A 16956-nucleotide genomic window follows, 5' to 3' on the forward strand; every position below is an offset into this window, starting at 1 on the left:
CGCGCCATGAACGACACAGGCCGCACCGCGGAATCCATTTATCGCAAGCAGGGCCTGGGCGCGAGCAGCGGCTGGGGCAGCCGGCCAGCGCTGGTCGTGGTCGACTTCGTCAATGGCTTCAACGACCCCGACGTGCTGGGCGGCGGCAATATTCCCGCGGCGATCGACGCGACGGTCACCCTGCTCGCGGCGGCACGCCAGGCGCGCATGCCCGTGGCCTTCAGCCGCATCGTCTATGCCCCCGGTGCCGACAGCGTGTTCTGCATGAAGATCCCCGCCTTGGCCTCGCTGCATGAAGACCATCCGCAAAGCCAGATCGTGCCGCAGCTCGAGGTTCGGCCGGAGGATGCGATCATACGCAAGACCCAGCCTTCCGCGTTCTTCGGTACCGACTTGGCCGGCTGGCTGATCCGGCAAGGCGCCGATACGGTTCTGGTGGCGGGCTGCACCACCAGCGGCTGCGTTCGCGCCACCGTGGTCGACGCCATGAGCTACAACTTCCGTCCGGTGGTGGTGGCCGATTGTGTCGGCGACCGCGCGCCGGGGCCCCACGAGGCCAGCCTGTTCGACATGAGCCAGAAGTATGGGGAAGTGCAGACGCTGGCCGATGTGCTGGACCGACTCGTTCATTTGCGCGCATAAGGAGGTGCCATGCCCCTGAGCCCATCCCGACTCACCGAGTGCTGGACGGAAGTCCTGACGCTGTCGCGGCTCGTGCCCGGCGAAAACGTGCTGGTCCTGACCTCGCAGAACTCGGATACCCGCGTGGTTGAAGCCGCGACCCGGGCGGCGGTGGCCTTGGGCGCCCGCGTCGTGCGCCTGGAGATCCCGCCCAACTGGGACACCTGCGAGGTCGGCACCGACCCCACCGTCGTGAGCGGCGCCTCGCCCATCGATGACGACCCCATGGCCTTGGCCGCGATGAAGGCGGCGGACCTGGTGATCGACACGGTATTCCTGCTGTTCACGCCGGGCCAGCGCGAGGTCTTGCAATCGGGCACGCGCATGCTGCTGGCCTATGAACCGCCGGAGGTGCTGGCGCGGGTCATGCCGTCCGAGGACGACAAGCGCCGCGTGCTGGCCGCGCGCGATGTCTATGCGCAAGGCCGGCGCATCACGGTCACCTCCGCCGCGGGCACGCGGCTGACCGCCGCCATCGGCGCCTATCCGATTACCGCCGAATATGGATACGTGGATGCTCCGGGCCGTTGGGACCACTGGCCCAGCGGCTTCGTGGCCCGCCTGCCGGACGACGGCACGGCCGAAGGCGTAGTCGTGCTGGCGCCGGGCGACATCATCCTGCCATTCAAGAATTACGTGCAGAGCCCCATCACGCTGGAGATCGAACGCGGCACCATCGTCGGCATCTCCGGCGGGCTCGATGCCGAATTCCTGGACACCTACCTGCGCGGCTTCAACGATCCGGATGCCTTTGCCGTGTCCCACCTGGGATGGGGATTGCAGCCCAAGGCCCGCTGGACCTCGCTGGGCCTGTACGACAAGGCTGCCACCATCGGCATGGAGGCGCGATCGTTCTACGGCAATTTCCTCTTTTCGACCGGCCCCGGCGGCAGCCGGCGCACCAAGGCGCATCTCGATATTCCTATGCGCCGGTGCTCGTTCTACGTCGACGACGAACCCATGGTGGTCGACGGGGATGTCGTGGCGCCCGGCCAGCGGGTCGAAGGCGCCGGCCCGCAATAGGCGATCGTCCCATCCACCCCACCCGAGATCTCAGCATGTCAGACTTGCCGTTCCTTTCCCTGTCCCAGCTTGCGCGCGGCTTCCAGCGCAAGGAATTCTCGCCGGTAGAGGTGCTGGACGCGCAGCTCGATCGCATCCAGGCGCTCAATCCCCGCCTCAATGCCTTTACGGTCATGGACGCCGAACGCGCGCGCGCCGCCGCGCAAGCGAGCGAAGCCCGCTGGATGCAGGGGCAGCCGCTCGGTCCGCTGGACGGCGTTCCCTTCACCGCCAAGGACAACCTGATGGTGGCGGGCCTGCCGTACCGCCGCGGTTCCCGCGCGATGCCCGAAGACGCCGTCAGGGAAACCGCGCCCGGCGTCCAGCGCTGCCAAGAAGGCGGGGCGGTGCTGCTCGGCCTGACGACCATGCCGGAACTGGGGGCCGGTCCGGTCACCATCAGCCCGCTGACCGGCATCACCAGCAACCCCTGGGACACGAGCAAGCAGGCGGGCGGCTCCACGGGCGGCGGCGCGGTATCGGTGTCGGCCGGCTTTTGTCCGTTCGCGCTCGGCTCGGACGCCGGCGGATCACTGCGGATACCGGCGGCCTTGACCGGCGTGGTCGGCTTCAAGCCCACCGGCGGATTGGTACCGATGTATCCGCCCAACGTGGCGGGAGGACTGTCCTGCGTCGGACCCGTTGCGCGCCAGGTGCGCGACGCGGCCACGGTGCTCGACATCATTGCCCGGCCCGACCCCCGCGATGCCATGGCCTTGCCCTGGCGGCCCGAAAGCCTGGCAGGCGACCTGGAGCGGGGCCTGGCCGGCCGGCGTATCGCCCTGAGCCTGACGCTGGGCTATGCGCCCAAGGTCGACGCCGACATCGCGCAAGCCTTCCAGCGCATGGCGGGTCTCTTGACAGACCTGGGTGCGACGGTGGAAGAAGCCGACCCGGACATCGAAAACCCCATCGATGCCTATCTCGTGCTGCTGCAGTCCGGCTACCGCTACGCGCTGCAGCACATGTCCGACGAGAAGAAGGCGCTGCTCTCGCCAGGCATGCTGGAGATTCTCGCCGACGCACGGACGGTCACGCTGGAAGATTACATGGCTGCCCAGGCCCGTTGCCAGGACCTGGCGCGGCGCCTGCTCGCTTTCCACCAGCGCTTCGACTTGCTGCTAACTCCTACGGTTGCCGCCCCCGCCTTCGACGCGGATCGCACCTACCCGGCAGCGTTCGAGGAATTCCCCAACCGCAGGGCATGGACGCCGTACACCTCGCTTTTCAATCTGACGCAGCAGCCGGCCATCAGCATACCCATGGGGCTGACCCGCGCCGGCCTGCCCATGGGCCTGCACATCGTGGCGCCCCGCGGGGGCGACGCGCTGGTGCTGCAAGCGGCACATGCGCTCGAATCGGTCCTGGGCTTCGATCCTCGGCCGCCCTTGAAGGCGGACTGAGCGCCAGCGGCAAACCCGGGTGGCGCACGCCGCGCGGCGCCCCCGCGTGGATTGCGCCTTACGCCGCCTTGGCCACCGCGGGCCCCAGCCGGGCCGCCACCTCGGCTTCGCAATCGTAGCGATACAGCCAGTCCACGCGGCGCCATTTTTCCTGGCTGTTGGTCAATGTCGCCCAGCGGAACTTTACGTCGCGGATGAGCTTCTTCAAGGGATCGGTCTGGTGGAACATCTGCCCCGCCTCGCGCGAACCCAATTGCACGCGCGCCGTCCTTTCCGTGCGCAGGTCCTGGTAGGCCTGCAGCGCGGCAGCCGGATCGTGCGGCAGCCGGGCCAGGCAAAGCGCAATCACATAGCCGTCTTCGATGCTCTGCGCGCCTCCTTGCGAGAGGAAAGGCACCATGGGATGCGCCGCGTCTCCCAGCAACGTGACCCGGCCCTGGGTCCATACCGGCCAGGGATCCCGGTCATACAAAGCCCACTTGAACACATCGCCGGTCGCTTCGATCAGGCCGCGCACGATAGGATGCCAGCCGTCGAACTCCTTCAGCACTTCGGCCTTGTCCCCGCGCGCCGACCACGACTCCAGGCGCCATTCGCCGGCCGGCACGATGCCGATCCAGTTGATGCGCTTGCCGGCCGAAACGTAATAGTTCACGAAGTGCCGATGGGGACCCCACCAGGCATTGACGTTCCTCTCTATGCCTAGGTGGCGTGCTTTTTCGGCGTCAGCCATTCCGCGCCAGGCCAGCAGTCCGGTGAACCGCGGTTCCCGGCCCTCCAGCAGTTCGCCGCGGATGACCGAATGCACGCCATCGGCGGCGATCAGCACATCGCCCCGAAGCTCTTCGCCGGATTCCAGCGCCACGCGCACGCCGCCGCCGTCCTGCGCATGCGTCTTGACGCGCTTGCCCAGCCGAACGTTGCCCAGGCCGTAGGCCTCGATCAGCGCATTGTGGAGATCGGCCCGGTGAACATGGAGGTAGGGCGCTCCATAGCGCTGCGCGCACTCCTGTCCCAATGGAAAGTTGCGGATCGTGCGGCCGCTCGCCCAATTGCGCGACTTGGTGGCCAGCGGCGCCACGGCCACCGCTTCCAGCGCCGGCCCCAGGCCCAGGTGATGCAGGACCTTGACGGCGTTGGGGCCCAGCTGGATGCCGGCTCCCACTTCCTTCAAGACCGCCGTCTGCTCGAGTACCTCGACGTTCTCGAACCCCAGCTTCTTGAGTGCCAGGGCGGCAGTCAGCCCTCCTATGCCGGCGCCCGCGATAAGAATCCGCGGCTGTACCTGTGGCGCTTCCATGCGTGCAGTTCTCGCTGTAAGACGTGATGACGGTATAAAGGACGTCCGGACTGCAGTGCACCGAGCCTCGGGGCGAAGCACATACCGGCCATAACCTGGGTGGTTCGCATTGCGAAAATTAGTTTCGCAAACAGTGTACGAGCGACACTCCACCCTGTCAACGCATCGCGCGCGGCGGGAACAGTCGGTACGTCAGGCGAGAGAAAAGAAAAGCACCCGCGCGGCCATGGCCACGCGGGCGGAGACGATTAACGCGAAGCGGGAGTCTTGGGCGCCAGCAGCGCAGGGCGGCGTGCCGGGCGGTCGGACCGTTGCCCGTGGGGGCGCGCCGCTTCCTGGCTGGCCGCGCCGGCGGATTGGCCCGCAGAAGTGCGTGCTTGCCGCGACGGTTGCGATTGCCGCGATGGCTGGGACGCGCGCGGGGCCTGCGCAGGCCGGTTGCCGGGTGCCCCCTGGCGGCTCTGCCTCGGGTTGTGCGAGCGGGGCGGACGCTCGCGGTCATCGCGATCGGGAGCCGTCACGGCAAACGCCGGCAACGGCTCACGGTCGATCTTGCGCTTGATGAGCTTCTCGATATCGGCCAGCAGCTTGCCTTCCTCGCCGTCGACCAGCGAGACGGCCGAGCCGGTCGCGCCCGCCCGGCCGGTACGCCCTATCCGGTGCACATAGTCTTCCGGTACGTTCGGAAGCTCGAAATTCACCACTTGCGGCAGCTGGTCGATATCCAGGCCGCGCGCCGCGATGTCGGTCGCCACCAGCACTTCGACCGAACCGTCCTTGAAGCCGGCCAGCGCCTTCGTGCGGGCGGACTGGCTCTTGTTGCCGTGGATGGCCGCCGCCGGCACGCCGTCCTTGACCAGCTTCTCGGCCAGCCGGTTGGCGCCATGCTTGGTGCGCGTAAACACCAGCACCTGTTTCCACCCGTTGGTCCGCACCAGGTGGCTCAGCAGATCGCGCTTCTGCTCCTTGGGCACCAGCAGCACCGACTGGCGCACCAGCTCGGAAGCCGTATTGCGGCGGGCGACCGACACTTCGGCCGGATCGTTCAGCACACCCTTGGCCAGCGCGCGGATGTCATCGGAGAACGTCGCCGAGAACAGCAGGTTCTGGCGCTTGGCGGGCAACAGGGCAAGAATCTTGCGGATGTCGCGGATGAAGCCCATGTCCAGCATGCGGTCGGCTTCGTCCAGCACGAGGATTTCCACGCCGGACAGATCCAGCGTTCGCTGGCCAACGTGATCGAGCAGGCGGCCCGGGGTAGCGACCAGGATATCGACCGGTTTTTTCAGCGCGGCAATCTGCGGATTGATGTTGACCCCGCCGAACATCACCATGGACTTGAGGGGCAGGTACTTGCCATAGGTCTGCACCGACTCCTCGACTTGGGCGGTCAGTTCGCGCGTGGGCGTCAGGATGAGGCAGCGCGGGCGGCCGGGCCGGGCCTGGGCGGGCCGCTTGCCGGCAAGCAGGTGCAGGACGGGCAGGGTGAATCCCGCCGTCTTGCCGGTGCCGGTCTGCGCGGCGGCCAGCAGGTCGCCGCCTTTGAGCACCTCGGGAATGGCCTGGGCCTGGATGGGGGTGGGATGGCTGTATCCGGCATCGGCAATGGCCCGCAATAGCGGTTCGGCCAGGCCGAGGTCGGCAAAGGAAATTTCGGAAGTAATCAAGACAACTCCAGCGACGGCCCGTCGCTCAGTGAGTTGAGTGACTCCAATCGAGGCTGACGTGCGTAGGACTAGGGAAGTGCCGGTCGAGATACGGCACAGGGGCCGGACCGGAATGCGTGCCCGGATTGGAGGTGGGCACGGAAGCGGCCATTGTACCCGCATATGTCCGCTTGGTGTTTACCCTAGTGACTAGTGAGGCAACAAGGCGTATATTTAACCTTGTTTCACTATTAAATCCGCGTTTTATATATAAAACGCCACGAACAGTGAGAGCGAACACCGCGGCAGGCCTCCCCGGGCCTGCCTTCACCGGCTTTAGCGGCGCCCAGCCGCGCCCATGCAGGAGTACACCATGACGGATATGTCTGAACAACAGCAAGTCGCTCGTACCTGGGATCGTCCCGAAGGCGCTGACTTCGAGACCTGGATGAACTCGCGCATCGCGCGTTTCTCGACCCGCAAGTACGACTGGGACGCCCTGAAATTCCAGGCCGACTTCGATCCCAAGTACCGCCGTGCGCAAATGCGCTACGTGGGTACGGGCGGCACCGGCGTGGCCGCCGACGCCAATACCGTGCCCTCCGAGCACTTCACGTTCTCGACCATGGTGATCCCGGCCGGCCACGAAGGCCCTCCCCACCTGCACACCGACGTCGAGGAAGTCTTCTTCCTCATCCGCGGCAAGCTCAAGGTCATCCTGGAGAAGGACGGCGAGCGCTTCGAGACCATCCTGACCGACCGCGACCTGATCTCGGTTCCTCCCGGCGTCTACCGCGAGGAGATCAACATCGGTGACGAGGACGCGCTGATGTGCGTGATGCTGGGCGCCAAGAAGCCCATCACCCCGACGTATCCGCCCGAGCACCCGCTGGCCAAGATCAAGCGCTGATCAAGCCCCCCTACGCAAAGGGAAGCCCACCCCAGGTGACCTTCGGTCACTCCCCTCAAGGGGCGGCACTGGCGGACCGGCGGAGCCGGCTCCGCGGTGCCCGGGGTCTTGCGGGCGTCTGGGTGCGTGACGGAGTGTTCTTGTGATGAGCCAGGGCACGCCAAAGGGAGTGGCCGTGGGTCGTGGGGTGTTTGCTTGAAGGACTGAATGATGCATACCGATACGCTGGCGCCGGAACCGTCGCCGGAGACGCTGCAGTTGCTGGATAGCCGTTTTGCCGAACGGTCGGTGCAGACTGCCGATGGCGTGCAGTGCTACCGCGAGGCGGGATCGCTGCCGGCGGGTGGTACGGCCGTCGTGCTGTTGCACGGCATCGGATCGGGTGCCGGTTCCTGGTTGCATGCGGCGCTGCGGCTGGCCGCGCGCACGCGTGTGATAGCCTGGGATGCCCCGGGCTATGGCAATTCGGCCCGGTTGCAACCCGCCTCGCCAGGCGCCGAGGATTACGCGGCGCGGCTGCACCAGATGCTCGATGCGCTGGGTATCGAGCGCTGCGTGCTGGCCGGCCATTCGCTCGGCACGCTGATGGCCACGGCCTACGCCCATGACCTCGGCAAGAAGCGGGTCGCGCGCCTCGTGCTGCTGAGCCCCACGCGCGGCTACGGCAACCCCGCGCTGGCCGAGCGCCAGCAGGCGGTGCGCGCCGAACGGCTGCGCACGCTGGACGAAGTCGGCATTGCGGGCATGGCGCGCACGCGGCCGGCCAAGATGCTGTCGTCCAAGCCTGCCCCCGAGGCGCTGGCCTGGGTACGCTGGAATATGGAGCGCCTCGATACTGCCGGTTACCGGCAGGCCATCGAAATGCTCTGCAATGCCGACATGGCACGCTACGCACCCGCGCCCGTCCCCGTCGAAGTCCATTCGGGCGACGAAGATACCGTGACCGTCCCGGCCAACTGCCGCGCCATTGCGGAAATGTTCGGCGCGCCCTACGGCTCGATCGCCGTATCCGGACATGCCTGCCACATCGAGCGGCCCGAAGCCATCGCCGCCATTCTCGAAAACGCCTACGCCGCCGCGACCGCCGGCGCTGCGCCCAACTGATTCATGAACGACGCCGCCATCAGCGAAGACATTCCCGAGCGCTACATCGTTCCTGGCCTGGAACGAGGCCTGCGGCTGCTCAGTCACTTCAATCGCCAGGACCGCACGCTATCCGCGCCGGAGTTCGCGCGCCGGATGGGACTGCCCCGGTCGACCGTGTTCCGGCTGCTGACCACGCTGGAGGCCCTGGGCTTTATCGAGCGGACCGAAGGCGGACGCAGCTACCGGCTGGGCATGGCCGTGCTCAGCCTGGGCTTCGAATATCTCGCCTCGCTGGAATTGACCGAACTCGGCTCGCCATTGCTGCAGCGCCTGCGCGATGAAATCGGCTACTCGTGCAACCTCGTGGTGCGGGACGGCAAGTCCATCGTCTATGTCGCCAAAGTGTCCGCGCCCATGCTGTTCCCCAGTGCCGTCAATCTCGGCACCCGGTTGCCCGCCCATGCCACGGTGCTGGGCCGCGTCATGCTGACCGATCTGAGCGACGCCGAGCTCGACGAGCTCTATCCCGACGAAGCGCTGGAAGTCTATACGCCCAGCACGCCCTCCACCCTCACGGCGCTGCGCCAGATACTGGCGCAGGACCGCGAGCAGGGCTATGCCATGGGCGCAGGCTTCTACGAACAAAGCATCACCAGCGTCGCGGCGCCGGTGCGCGACCACACCGGCCGCGTCGTCGCCGCCTTGGGCGCGGCGTTGCCGTCCTCGCGCGTGGAGCAATCGCGCATCGGCGAGTTGATCGCGCAGGTACGCGGCACCGCCGACGAGCTGTCCCGCCTGCTCAACTACTCACCTTCTCATTGACCGGGCGGCGCGCCGCCCAGGAGCCATTCATGCTACGTATTTCGATGATAGGATCGGGTGCCATCGGCACCAGCGTCTTGTCGCTGCTCAAGAACGATCCTGACGTATCGGTCGACAGCGTCATCGTGGCCGAGGCCACGCTGGAGCAGGCGCGGGAACAGATCGCGGCGCTGGCGCCGCAGGCCCAGGTGGTCGCACGCCTCGCCGACGTTGCCCAGCGCCCCGACCTGCTGGTCGAATGCGCGGGCCACGGCGCATTGCGGGCCCATGTGCTGCCCGCCCTGGAACAGGGCATCCCTTGCGTGGTGGTATCCATCGGTGCATTGTCCGACGTCGAACTGGCACGCCAGCTCGAAGAGGCCGCCACGCGCGGCAAGACCCAGATCCAGCTGCTCTCGGGGGCCATCGGCGGCATCGATGCCCTGGCCGCGGCAAAAATCGGCGGCCTGGACTCCGTGGTCTATACCGGCCGCAAGCCGGCGCTGGCCTGGAAGGACACGCCGGCCGACGGTCCCTTCAAGCTCGAGACGCTGACCGAACCGACCGTCATCTTCGAAGGCCCGGCCGGCGAAGCCGCCCGGCTGTTCCCCAAGAATGCCAACGTCGCCGCGACCTTGTCCCTGGCCGGCCTCGGCCTGGACCGCACCCAGGTGCGGCTGATCGCCGATCCCACGAGCAAGGAGAACGTTCACCACGTCGAAGCAAGTGGCGCCTTCGGCAGCTTCGAAATCACGATGCGCGGCAAGCCGCTTGCAGCCAACCCGAAGACCTCGGCGCTGACCGTCTACAGCGTCGTACGCGCCATCATCAACCAGGCGCGCGCCATCTCGATATAAGACCTCGTCGCCTCTCGAGGAGAGCGGGTCCCGCGGACCGGCCGACCGGCCCCGCGGGACACTGCAAGGCGGAGACAGTGCCTGGCGAAAAACGCCGGGCATTCAGGCACCGGGCGCATATCGCGCTCTGCCGCAATGGGCCATCCCCCGGTCCGAAGCGGGGCCGTCCTACAGGCGTCCCCTTCGTCCCGCGCCACGAGCGCGAATACCTATCCGTTTTGGAGTTGTTGCATCATGTTCAAACGTAGTACCCGCCTGGTGGCCGGCGCGCTGTTCACCGCCGTCGCCACGGCCTCTTTCGCCCAAGCCCCCGCCGCCGACGACGCCGCCGCCAAGGCCGCTCTGAAGTCCGGGCAATTCCGCATCGTCGCCCCGTTCCCCCCGGGAGGCCCGGTTGACGTACTGGCCCGCCTGCTGGGCACCGGCCTGCAAAATGAATACGGCCAGAGCGCCGTCGTGGACAACCGCCCTGGCGCCAACGGCAACATCGGCATCGATCAGGTCAAGCGCGCCGCGGGCGACGGTCACACGCTGCTGGTCGTCCCGGCCGGCAACATGACCATCAATCCCACGCTCATGGCCAACCTGCCTTACAACGTCGACCGCGACTTCACCTCGATCGCGATGATGGCCAAGGCCCCCAACGTCATCGCCGTGTTCCCGTCCGTTCCCGCCAAGAACATCCAGGAACTGATCGCGCTGACCAAAGCCAAGCCCGGCACCATGGCCTACGGCTCGCCCGGCGTGGGCAGCGGTCTGCACCTGGCCGGCGAACTGTTCAAGGACGCGACCGGCGCCGATCTGCTGCACGTGCCCTACAAGGGCACCACCCAGGCGCTCAACGACGCCCTGGGCGGCCAGATCCAGGTCATCTTCGGCGCGCTGCCGACCCTGATGCCGCAGATCCAGTCGGGCAAGCTGCGCGCGCTGGCGCTGACCGGTTCCGAGCGCTCGCCCATCATGCCCGAGATCCCCACCCTCGCCGAGGCTGGCGTCAAGGGCGTGAACGTCGTTTCCTGGTACGGCTTGTACGCGCCCCGCTCGACCCCGGCCAACGTCTCCGGCCAGCTGGCTCGCGACGTCACCAAGATCCTGAGCGCCCCGGCCACTCTGGCAACGCTGAAGGCGCAAGGCCTGGAAGTCTCGCCCCTGCGCCTGGAAGAGTTCCGCAAGTTCCAGGAAGACGAAACCAATACCTGGGCCAAGGTGATCAAGGCGCGCGGCATCACCGCCGGCTGATTCCCCAACGGGCGCTTGCGCTCCGCCGGTCCACGACCCCTCGCCTGCGAGGGGTTTTTTGTCTTGATCCGCCCCACGCGTCCTTCCCGGTGAGCCTCCGGCAAGGGCCGCCGCTTTCCGGTAGACTCGAGGGTTTTGCTATCAGGCCGCCCCCTCAAAAGCAAAAAAGTGCCCTGCCGGGCAGCGCCCCAGAGCGGCCAGCGTGGGGCTTGAAGTCGGAGGCCGTCGGTCTTCGGGCTTTTCGTTGTGCCCATCCCTTGGCGCAAGAATCAACTCCAAGGAGCATTGACACCATGCAAGGCCTGCACCTTACCGCAGATCTTTATCAATGCGCGTGTGATCCCGTCCTGATGACGGATGCCGATGCGCTCGCGCGCCTTTGCCGCCGCCACACCTTCGAAGCAGGGCTGACCCTGGTCGCCGAAAAGTGGCACACCTTTCCCGAGTACCAAGGCCAGCCTGGCGGCGTCACCGGCATGCTGCTGCTTGCCGAATCCCATCTGGCCGTCCACACGTGGCCCGAGCGCAAGGGCGTGACGCTGGACGTGTACGTCTGTAATTTCCAGGAAGACAATTCCCGCAAGGCCGAAGCGCTGATGAGGGCCATCGTCGAAGCGTTCCGCCCGGGCGACATGCAACGCCAGCGCCTGAGCCGCGGCGACGCCGAAGGCCCGGCGGACGTAGGCGAACTCTTGCTCGAAGACGTGGCCGAACAAGCCTATTTCGGTTTCCGGTTCGACCGGAGGATCCTGAACAAGCAGACCGCCTACCAGCACTTGGAGCTGCTCGAATCACCCACGCTGGGCCGCACGCTCAGGCTGGACGGCCGCTACATGACCTCCGAAGCGGAAGAGTTCTTCTATCACGAAGCCCTCGTGCATCCGGCCGCCACCGCTCATCCGGCCCCCCGGTCCGCGCTGATCATAGGCGGCGGCGACGGCGGCGCGCTCGAAGAACTGCTCAAGCACCGCACCATCGAACGGGCCACGCTGGTGGACCTGGACGGCGACGTCATCGAGGTCGCGCGCGAGCACCTGCGGAACATCCACCGCGGTGCGCTCGACGATCCCCGCGCCACCATCCTGGCAGAAAACGGCGTGGACTTCCTCGAGCGCACGCCCGATCGCTTCGACCTGGTCCTGCTCGATCTCACCGATCCCGATACGCCCGCCGGGCCGCTCTATACGGCTGAGTTCTTCCGGCGCTGCAAGGAAGTGCTGACGACGGAAGGTGCCCTGGTGCTGCACATCGGCTCGCCGTTCCACCAGCCCGACCAAGTGCGCGGCCTATGCCGGGCGCTGCGCAGCGTGTTCGCCCACGTCCGGCCTTACGGCCTGCACATCCCTCTGTACGGGACCTACTGGGGCTTGGCCGTCGCTTCCGACGTGCTCGATCCCCCAGCCGTTTCCCCCGGCGAGATCCAGGCCCGGCTGGCGCAGCGCGAAGTAGGCGACCTGCAGTACTACAACGCCGACGTCCACGGCGCACTGTTCGCGCTGCCCAACTATTACCGCAAGCTCAGCGACGACTGAACGGAGCGAGGCAGGTCCGCGTCCGGCGGCTGCCTCAATCGAGCACGATATTGGCATCGGCCGCGATCTTGCGGAACTTGGCAATGTCGCGCCGCACCTGCTCGGCCAGGGCATCCGGCGGCGCATACTGCACGTTCAGGCCAATGTCGTAGGCCTTGGCCCGGAACGCCTCGTCCCCGGCAAGGGTGCGGACCGCCTCCGTCAGCCGCGCCACGACTTCGGGCGGCGTGCCCGCGGGCGCCATCAACCCCTGCCACCACGTCATGTCGTAGCCCTTGAGACCTGCCTCGTCCACGGTGGGCAGATCCGGAAAACGGGGGTCCCGGGCAATGCCGGTGGTCGCGATGGCCTTGACCTTGCCGGCGTCGACCTGCGGCTTGGCGGCGCCGTCATGGGTGCAGCTGACCTGGCCGGCGACGACGTCCTGCAGGGCCGGGCCGCTCCCGCGATAAGGCACGTGCACGATCTTCACGCCGGCCATGGCGTTGAACAATTCGCTGGAGAAATGGTTGCCCGTGCCGGGTCCGGCGCTGGCATAGCTCAGCTTGCCCGGATGCGCCTTGGCATAGTCCGCCAGTTCGGCCACCGTGTCCGCGGGCACTGACGGATGGCAGACGATGGTGCTGGCATACCAGAACAGTTTGGCGACCGGCGCGAAATCCTTGACGGGATCGAATGGCAGCGAGGCCGCCGTGGCGGGCAGCGTGCCATGGGTGATGGAGTTGGCGTAGAGCAGCGTATAGCCGTCGGGAGCCGCCTTGGCCGCCTCGGCGGCGCCGATGCGCGTGCCGCCGCCGCCCTTGTTCTCCACGTAGACCGAGCGCCCGAGCAAGGTGCTCAGGTGCTGCGCAACCAGCCGGGCCGAGACGTCGGTGACGCCGCCGGGCGCATAGGGAACGATCAGCCTGACCGGCCGGGCCGGATAGGCCGGTTCGCCGGCATGGCCGGCCTGTACCGCCACGGCGGCGATGGCGGCCGCGAGCAAGCGCGGCATGGGACCGCGAGCGGCCCGATACGGGTGTTTCATCTCCACTCCTCCTGAATGCGCGCTTCTCTGGCGGAAGCGGCGCGATACGGGTCCGGACCGTCAGCCGCGCTCCGCGTCGAAAGTGATGTTCACCTTGCGCAAGGCATCGACCACTTCCGGACCGAAACGCCTGTGGACCTCTTCGCCTACCTTGGGCGAATACACGACGGTATCGCTCATTCTTTCCTGGCCCTGGATGATGACGAACAGGCGGGCAGGCTCCTTCCCGGTGTTGCGGAAGGCGCGCATGACGCCGGTAGGTACCGCTACCAGGTCGAAGCGCCGGGCCGGCAGCCGGAACTCGTCCTCGAATCCCCAGCTAATGTCCCATTCGCCGTCCAGCACGAAGAACGATTCCTGCGTGTCGAAGTGCGCATGGGGCAGGGGCCCGTCACCCGGCACGCATTCGGCGATCGCGACGTACAGGCCGGGCAGGCCTTTGAGCGGTGCGTCCTGCGAGCGGCCCACATGCCCCTCCGGGATCAGCAGCGGAAACACCGAGCTGGCGGTGAGCCACTCGGTGGCCTCGGGCGGAATGGCGCTGCGCGCATTCAGTGCGCGCTTGTACGGCACCAGCGACGCGAAACGGGTTACGCGCTGCGCCATCGCGTCCGGATCGATAGCGCGGCCACGGCCAGCGTCTAAGGCGGCATTCAAGGCCGCCAACGCATCGGCATCGACCGGCGCCGCCGGCGGTTCTGCAAACAACGCGGGATACGCGCAATCGGGCGCGCCATTGAGCAGCACCAAGCCCGTGGCGCCTTGCTTGCCATCGCTGAATACCTGGTGCAGCACATCGGCGGGAATGGACAGCAGATCGAACCTTTCCAGCCGGATCTCGTGCGCCAGATCAGGACCGAATCGCACGTGCAGCGTCCCTTCCAGGCACAGCAGGTTCTCCATCGCATCGGGGTTGCGGTAGGGAAGCGAGCGAGCGCCGGCGGCCCACGCGGCGTAGCCGGTACAGGCCCTGGCTGGACTCGGCACGGGCGGTCCGGCCAAACGCCCCTTGGTATTGCGCGCCCCCATCAAGGGCACCAGCCGCGCGCCCCATAGCGCCTCGGCGGCCGCGGCGAGCGGCCCCTGGGCGTGGAGGCGGCCGTAATCCTCGAAGCGGGCCGTGCGAGCGAGCATGGTTTCAGGCGATACGTCCAGAGTTTTCATGGGTGCTCCATCTATGAACGGGCGGGTTCCCGTCCGCGGGCCTGCCGCAGCCGATGGCATCGAACAAATCCGCGACGCCGCGGCGCCATGCGACGCGGAAATCCTGCCGCACGACGGCCGGATCGCGCACGCCGTCGGACCGCCGGTCGCCATGCACCGGTCCGTCTATGGCGCCTACCGCAAAGCCGGCCGGCAACAAGCGATCGCGGATGGCAAGAATGACGGGGGCCTCCTTGTGGCCTCCGCCGCCATGGCAAGCCAGCACCAGGCCGGCGCAAGCGCCGGCGGGCAGCCATAGCACGCCGGGGACGTTGCGGCCATTGACCGCCAGGTCCAGGCGTTCTCGAGGGAAGCGGCCTTCAAGGCCGCGGACGGAATCTTGCATGCCGGCGATTACAGCAAGCCGGCGCCGCGCGGCACAATGCCGCACCGCCGATACCGCTATTGAAGTCCGTCAATCGCGGCATCGCTCCGCAGCCGCGCCGCCACGTCGCGCATCACGCCGCGCAGCCAGATATGGGCCGGCTCGCGGTGCACGCGCTCGTGCCACAGCATGCTCAGATCGGCCCGGTCGGCGTCGAACGGCAGCGGAAGGATCTGCAAGGGCAGCGTGCGCGCGGCATCGTCCGCGATGCGTTGCGGCACGATGGCCAGCATGTCGGTCACCGCCACCACGTCCGCCGACAGCAGCACGTTGGGCACGCGCAGGCCGACGTCCCGCGCCAGGCCCCGGTGCTCCAGTATGTCGTCCACCATGACTTCGATGGTCGGATAAGGCACCGGGCCGGTTCCCCATACCACGTGCGGATAGGCGATGAACTGCTCCAGCGTGAGCGAGCCGCGGATATCCGGATGATCGGCCGCCGCAATGCAGACGACGCTCTGCGGATAAAGCACGGTCTGGTGGAGGTCCTGCGGGACTTGCCGCACATAGCCGATGACCAGGTCTCCCTCGGCATCGCGCAAATACTCGTGCGTGCGACGGATATCCACCGGGCGCGACGTGAAGCGCAACCGCGGCGCCTCCTGCCGCGCCCTGGCCATCAGTCCGGGGAGGAACTGGCGCGCTACCCCTTCGGACGCCAGGATGCGGAAATGCCCCTCGGCCACTTCCGGCACGAACACGTCCGTACCGCGCGTCGCCGCCTCGATCAGGTCCAGCGCTTCGTGCACCTTGCGGGCCAGCTCGAGGCCGCGCGCCGTGGGCTCCATGCCGGCCGAGGTCTTGACCAGCAGCGGATCATGGAAGATTTCGCGCAGCCGCGCCAGCGCACTCGACATGGCAGACTGCCCGATTCCCACGCGTTCCGCCGCGCGCGTCACATGCCGCTCTTTCATCAAGGCATCCAGGTAGGTCAGCAACTGGAGATTGATACGCTTGTTGGCGGACATGAGAACCTCATGGTTCAGGCTTCGGCGCGGGCGTGAGCGGCATGATATGGGCGCCGCTATGCCGTAGAGTACGGTCAATACACCACTCAGAGGAGATCCAGCCATGACCCATCCCGGCACCGTACTCGTCACCGGCGGCAGCCGCGGCATCGGCGCGGCCATCGTCCGGCTCGCCGCCGCGGCCGGCTATGACGTCTGCTTCACCTTTCGCGAGCAGCAGGATGCCGCGCAAGCCCTGGTACGGGAAGTCCAGGCCATGGGGCGCCATGCGCTGGGCCTGCAGGCCGACCTGGCCGACGAGCGGGCGGCCGAACGGGTCTTCGAGCAAGCGGACGTGCTGCCGCAGCCGGTCACGGCCCTCGTCAACAATGCCGGCATTACCGGTCCCATCGCTCCCTTCACCGCCACCACGGCGGCCACGATGCGGCGCGTGCTCGACGTCAACGTCATGGGGACGATGCTGTTCAGCCAGCAGGCCGTGGGGCGCTGGCTGGCCGACGGCGCCGCCGGGGTGATCGTCAATCTCTCGTCGGTGGCCGCGACCCTCGGCGCGCCCAACGAGTACGTGCACTACGCCGCGTCCAAGGCGGCCGTGGAAGGCTTTACGGTCGGGCTCGCGCGCGAAGTGGCGGCCCGCGGGATACGCGTGAACGCCGTATCGCCGGGAACCGCGCTGACCGATATCCATGCCACGGCCGGCGAACCAGACAGGCCCGCACGCGTCGCCGCGAAAGTGCCGATGGGACGGGTGGCACAGGCCGAGGAAATCGCCGAGGCGGTGATCTGGCTATTGTCGGCGAAGGCCGGGTATGTGACGGGAACGGTGCTGCGGGTGGCCGGCGGGTTGTAGCAGCCG

The 16956-nt window shown here is 67.3% G+C and carries 16 protein-coding genes; 10 read left to right on the forward strand and 6 right to left on the reverse strand.

Features of this window, described 5'->3' with window-relative positions; translation table 11 throughout:
* Positions 1-6: 6 nt before the first annotated feature.
* The 3 genes from QHC78_RS10260 to QHC78_RS10270 are packed head-to-tail and all read left to right on the forward strand — an operon-like array spanning position 7 to position 3146.
* Complete coding sequence (locus QHC78_RS10260; protein WP_319744092.1) at positions 7-642, forward strand: isochorismatase family protein; 636 nt, start codon at positions 7-9, stop codon at positions 640-642.
* A gap of 9 nt (positions 643-651) precedes the next feature.
* Positions 652-1704 (forward strand): 2,5-dihydroxypyridine 5,6-dioxygenase NicX family protein, encoded by a 1053-nt coding sequence (locus QHC78_RS10265; protein WP_319744094.1) that lies wholly within the window; start codon positions 652-654, stop codon positions 1702-1704.
* A gap of 35 nt (positions 1705-1739) precedes the next feature.
* Positions 1740-3146, forward strand: coding sequence for an amidase (locus tag QHC78_RS10270; RefSeq protein ID WP_319744095.1), 1407 nt, complete (start codon positions 1740-1742; stop codon positions 3144-3146).
* A gap of 58 nt (positions 3147-3204) precedes the next feature.
* On the opposite strand, the gene QHC78_RS10275 is transcribed toward QHC78_RS10270, so the two are convergent.
* Positions 3205-4446 (reverse strand): FAD-dependent monooxygenase, encoded by a 1242-nt coding sequence (locus QHC78_RS10275; protein WP_319744097.1) that lies wholly within the window; start codon positions 4444-4446, stop codon positions 3205-3207.
* Between the two features lie 248 nt (positions 4447-4694).
* Positions 4695-6110, reverse strand: a complete 1416-nt coding sequence (locus tag QHC78_RS10280; protein WP_319744894.1) for a DEAD/DEAH box helicase — start codon at positions 6108-6110, stop codon at positions 4695-4697.
* A 355-nt stretch (positions 6111-6465) separates the two neighbouring features.
* Between QHC78_RS10280 and QHC78_RS10285 the strand changes: the two genes are divergently transcribed.
* From QHC78_RS10285 to speE, 6 genes are all read left to right on the forward strand, one after another.
* Positions 6466-7002: a cupin domain-containing protein gene (locus QHC78_RS10285; protein WP_319744099.1), complete on the forward strand. Its 537-nt coding sequence runs from the start codon at positions 6466-6468 to the stop codon at positions 7000-7002.
* A 207-nt stretch (positions 7003-7209) separates the two neighbouring features.
* The gene (locus QHC78_RS10290; protein ID WP_319744101.1) at positions 7210-8106 is read left to right on the forward strand and encodes an alpha/beta fold hydrolase; all 897 of its coding nucleotides are present in this window, start codon (positions 7210-7212) and stop codon (positions 8104-8106) included.
* A gap of 3 nt (positions 8107-8109) precedes the next feature.
* The gene (locus QHC78_RS10295) at positions 8110-8910 is read left to right on the forward strand and encodes an IclR family transcriptional regulator (RefSeq protein WP_319744103.1); all 801 of its coding nucleotides are present in this window, start codon (positions 8110-8112) and stop codon (positions 8908-8910) included.
* Positions 8911-8939: 29 nt separating this feature from the next.
* Positions 8940-9746 (forward strand): aspartate dehydrogenase, encoded by an 807-nt coding sequence (locus tag QHC78_RS10300; RefSeq protein WP_319744105.1) that lies wholly within the window; start codon positions 8940-8942, stop codon positions 9744-9746.
* Positions 9747-9980: 234 nt separating this feature from the next.
* Positions 9981-10985, forward strand: coding sequence for a Bug family tripartite tricarboxylate transporter substrate binding protein (locus QHC78_RS10305; protein ID WP_319744107.1), 1005 nt, complete (start codon positions 9981-9983; stop codon positions 10983-10985).
* A gap of 293 nt (positions 10986-11278) precedes the next feature.
* Positions 11279-12517 (forward strand): polyamine aminopropyltransferase, encoded by a 1239-nt coding sequence (gene speE / locus QHC78_RS10310; RefSeq protein ID WP_319744109.1) that lies wholly within the window; start codon positions 11279-11281, stop codon positions 12515-12517.
* Positions 12518-12551: 34 nt separating this feature from the next.
* On the opposite strand, the gene QHC78_RS10315 is transcribed toward speE, so the two are convergent.
* The 4 genes from QHC78_RS10315 to QHC78_RS10330 are packed head-to-tail and all read right to left on the reverse strand — an operon-like array spanning position 12552 to position 16100.
* A complete protein-coding gene (locus tag QHC78_RS10315) occupies positions 12552-13544 on the reverse strand; it encodes a Bug family tripartite tricarboxylate transporter substrate binding protein (protein ID WP_319744111.1) in 993 nt (330 codons plus the stop codon).
* 60 nt (positions 13545-13604) lie between these two features.
* Positions 13605-14708, reverse strand: coding sequence for a cupin domain-containing protein (locus tag QHC78_RS10320; RefSeq protein ID WP_319744113.1), 1104 nt, complete (start codon positions 14706-14708; stop codon positions 13605-13607).
* On the reverse strand, positions 14683-15093 hold the full coding sequence (locus tag QHC78_RS10325; protein ID WP_319744115.1) for an alpha/beta fold hydrolase: 411 nt from the start codon (positions 15091-15093) through the stop codon (positions 14683-14685). Before QHC78_RS10325 ends, QHC78_RS10320 begins: the two co-directional genes overlap by 26 nt.
* A gap of 56 nt (positions 15094-15149) precedes the next feature.
* Positions 15150-16100 (reverse strand): LysR family transcriptional regulator, encoded by a 951-nt coding sequence (locus tag QHC78_RS10330; protein WP_319744117.1) that lies wholly within the window; start codon positions 16098-16100, stop codon positions 15150-15152.
* A gap of 103 nt (positions 16101-16203) precedes the next feature.
* On the opposite strand from QHC78_RS10330, the gene QHC78_RS10335 reads away from it, so the two are divergent.
* Positions 16204-16950: an SDR family oxidoreductase gene (locus tag QHC78_RS10335; RefSeq protein WP_319744119.1), complete on the forward strand. Its 747-nt coding sequence runs from the start codon at positions 16204-16206 to the stop codon at positions 16948-16950.
* Positions 16951-16956 lie beyond the last annotated feature (6 nt).

Source organism: Pigmentiphaga sp. (assembly GCF_033795525.1).
Lineage (GTDB): Bacteria > Pseudomonadota > Gammaproteobacteria > Burkholderiales > Burkholderiaceae_B > Pigmentiphaga.

Bases quoted from the DNA above. Each gene is read 5' to 3' on its own strand.
- QHC78_RS10260 (WP_319744092.1), top strand. From the start codon at position 7: ATGAACGACACAGGCCGCACCGCGGAATCCATTTATCGCAAGCAGGGC.
- QHC78_RS10265 (WP_319744094.1), top strand. From the start codon at position 652: ATGCCCCTGAGCCCATCCCGACTCACCGAGTGCTGGACGGAAGTCCTG.
- QHC78_RS10270 (WP_319744095.1), top strand. From the start codon at position 1,740: ATGTCAGACTTGCCGTTCCTTTCCCTGTCCCAGCTTGCGCGCGGCTTC.
- QHC78_RS10275 (WP_319744097.1), bottom strand. From the start codon at position 4,446: ATGGAAGCGCCACAGGTACAGCCGCGGATTCTTATCGCGGGCGCCGGC.
- QHC78_RS10285 (WP_319744099.1), top strand. From the start codon at position 6,466: ATGACGGATATGTCTGAACAACAGCAAGTCGCTCGTACCTGGGATCGT.
- QHC78_RS10290 (WP_319744101.1), top strand. From the start codon at position 7,210: ATGATGCATACCGATACGCTGGCGCCGGAACCGTCGCCGGAGACGCTG.
- QHC78_RS10295 (WP_319744103.1), top strand. From the start codon at position 8,110: ATGAACGACGCCGCCATCAGCGAAGACATTCCCGAGCGCTACATCGTT.
- QHC78_RS10300 (WP_319744105.1), top strand. From the start codon at position 8,940: ATGCTACGTATTTCGATGATAGGATCGGGTGCCATCGGCACCAGCGTC.
- QHC78_RS10305 (WP_319744107.1), top strand. From the start codon at position 9,981: ATGTTCAAACGTAGTACCCGCCTGGTGGCCGGCGCGCTGTTCACCGCC.
- speE (WP_319744109.1), top strand. From the start codon at position 11,279: ATGCAAGGCCTGCACCTTACCGCAGATCTTTATCAATGCGCGTGTGAT.
- QHC78_RS10315 (WP_319744111.1), bottom strand. From the start codon at position 13,544: ATGAAACACCCGTATCGGGCCGCTCGCGGTCCCATGCCGCGCTTGCTC.
- QHC78_RS10320 (WP_319744113.1), bottom strand. From the start codon at position 14,708: ATGAAAACTCTGGACGTATCGCCTGAAACCATGCTCGCTCGCACGGCC.
- QHC78_RS10325 (WP_319744115.1), bottom strand. From the start codon at position 15,093: ATGCAAGATTCCGTCCGCGGCCTTGAAGGCCGCTTCCCTCGAGAACGC.
- QHC78_RS10330 (WP_319744117.1), bottom strand. From the start codon at position 16,100: ATGTCCGCCAACAAGCGTATCAATCTCCAGTTGCTGACCTACCTGGAT.
- QHC78_RS10335 (WP_319744119.1), top strand. From the start codon at position 16,204: ATGACCCATCCCGGCACCGTACTCGTCACCGGCGGCAGCCGCGGCATC.